This window comes from Hydrogenophaga sp. (assembly GCF_041633695.1).
Classification (GTDB): domain Bacteria; phylum Pseudomonadota; class Gammaproteobacteria; order Burkholderiales; family Burkholderiaceae_C; genus Hydrogenophaga.
The window spans coordinates 1-2,176 of sequence record NZ_JBFJMY010000598.1; the positions used below are offsets into that span (position 1 = coordinate 1).

3 protein-coding genes are annotated in these 2,176 nt (G+C 66.5%); all 3 read right to left on the reverse strand.

All coding sequences use genetic code 11. The annotated features are described in order from the left end of the window. On the reverse strand, positions 1 to 1,143 hold a 1,143-nt coding region (locus ABYB95_RS22190), incomplete at its 3' end, for a class I tRNA ligase family protein (protein WP_372662095.1). 145 nt (positions 1,144 to 1,288) lie between these two features. Continuing rightward, on the reverse strand, positions 1,289 to 1,468 hold the full coding sequence (locus ABYB95_RS22195; RefSeq protein ID WP_372662097.1) for a DUF2783 domain-containing protein: 180 nt from the start codon (positions 1,466 to 1,468) through the stop codon (positions 1,289 to 1,291). Further along, a partial coding sequence (locus tag ABYB95_RS22200) for an FAD-dependent monooxygenase (protein WP_372662102.1) occupies positions 1,465 to 2,176 on the reverse strand: 712 nt, incomplete at its 5' end. The genes ABYB95_RS22195 and ABYB95_RS22200, both read right to left, overlap by 4 nt.

Sequence of the window (2,176 nt, forward strand, 5' to 3'; positions counted from 1 at the left end):
CTGGTCGGTGAGCATGGGCTCGATCACCTGGCCGGTGCGCGCGCAGCGCGGCACCATGAGCTTGTGCTTTTTGGTCTCGACCAGCAGGCCCAAGGCGTCCAGGTCGGACACCACCTTTTTGCGCGCGACAAAACGGTCCAGCCCCTGGTAGGCGGTGGGAGCTTGGCCGTTGATCTTGGCGTCCAGTGTCAGCACGCCGATCATGGGCAACTGGTGGCGCTGGCCCACGGCGTAGTCGTTCTGGTCGTGCGCGGGGGTGACCTTGACCACGCCGGTGCCGAATGCCTTGTCCACGTAGTCGTCGGCGATCACGGGAATGGCGCGGTCGCACAGCGGCAGCTGCACCGTCTTGCCGATGAGGTGGGTGTAGCGCTCGTCTTCCGGGTGCACCATCACGGCCACGTCGCCCAGCATGGTCTCGGGGCGGGTGGTAGCCACGGTCAGCGAGCCGGACCCGTCGCTCAGCGGGTAGGCGATGTGCCACAGAAAACCGTCTTCTTCTTCGCTCTCCACTTCCAGGTCCGACACCGCGCTCATCAGCACCGGGTCCCAGTTCACCAGGCGCTTGCCGCGGTAGATCAGGCCTTGCTCGTAGAGCTGCACAAAGGTCTCGGTCACCGTCTTCGACAGTTTCGGGTCCATGGTGAAGTACTCGCGGCTCCAGTCCACCGAGTCGCCCATGCGGCGCATTTGTGTGGTGATGGTGTTGCCGCTTTCTTCCTTCCATTCCCAGACCTTGGCGACGAAGTTTTTGCGCGCTTCGGCGGGCGTGGGGCCCATGTCGTGGCGGCTGATGCCTTGCGCCTGCAACTGGCGCTCCACCACGATCTGGGTGGCGATGCCGGCGTGGTCGGTGCCGGGCACCCAGGCGGTGTTGAAGCCCATCATGCGGTGGTAGCGGGTGAGGCTGTCCATGATGGTCTGGTTGAAGGCATGGCCCATGTGCAGCGTGCCGGTCACATTGGGTGGCGGCAGCTGGATGGCGAACGCTGGCGCATCGGCCTTGGGCGCCTGTGTACCCCGAAACCCGGCCACGCCGTAACCGCGTTTCTCCCACTCGGGGCCCCAATGGGCTTCAAGCGCGGCGGGCTCAAACGATTTAGCAAGCGATTGCAGGCCGGGTTGGTTCAGGGTGTCGGTCATGGGCGGGCACAGAAGTGAAAACGGCAACCCGCAGGATGCCGTGAGGAAGGACGGGGAATCGCCCGATTTTAGTGGAGGCCCGCTTCTGAAGCCCGCGCCGGGGAAAGGCGCCCGCGACGCAGCGCGCGGCGCGTCGGGACGCGCCCTATGCTTTTGCAGCGGCTATGCATTCCTGCAGCACGCGCGCGTCGCCCACCTGGTTGGCCAAGAGCAGGATCAGGCGGGCGTTGAGCAGCGCGCTGGCTTCGCTGCTCAGGCCTTCGTGGGCGTCGAGCAGCTGCTCGTAAAACGCATCGGCATCTTGAAAGTGTGGCGTGGTTTTCATGCGGTGGCTCCTTGCAGCCCGAGCGAATGCTCGATGGCCGTGACCAGCTGGCCGTTGATGGACTCGCCGGTGGCGGCCAGGTAGCCGTCGGGGCGGACCAGTGCCCAGGCGTGGCCAAACACGTGGCAGGCGCCTTGCAGATGGCCTTTGGGGTCGCGCACGTGTTCGAGTGCCTGCGCTGGGGCGTCGGGGCCCAGCACTTGCACGCAGCGCACGGGCGCGTCGACACCGAGGCGGCGCAGGCGTTGCAGGCTGGCGGCTGAGAGGTCGGCAAAGACCAGCAGCAGCAAATCGCCCGCCGCCCAATCGAGCAACTGGTTGACGTTGCCGGGGCTGCCGTCGGGCCAGGCGAAGAACACGTTTTGCACCGACTGGCCCGCCGCGCTGCCGGGCGCGTAACTGCAGGCGCCCGAGCGGTGGTAAGGGTTGGCCACGGCCATGCGGCCGGTGTTGATGAGGCTGCGCGCAAACGGGTACTGGCGCGCCAGGCCGATGGCAGCGGTGCGGAACAGTTGCTCCACGCCTTCGGCAGGGCGCAGAAAGCGGGCGGTGCGGTTGGTCACCTGCACGTTTTGTTGCGCCGCTTCCAGGCGCTCTTCGTGGTAGCTGGTGAGCAGGTTCTGGTGCGCTTTGCCACGCAAAACAGCGGCCAGCTTCCAGGCCAGGTTGTCGGCGTCGGCCACGCCGGTGTTGCCACCGCGCGCGCCA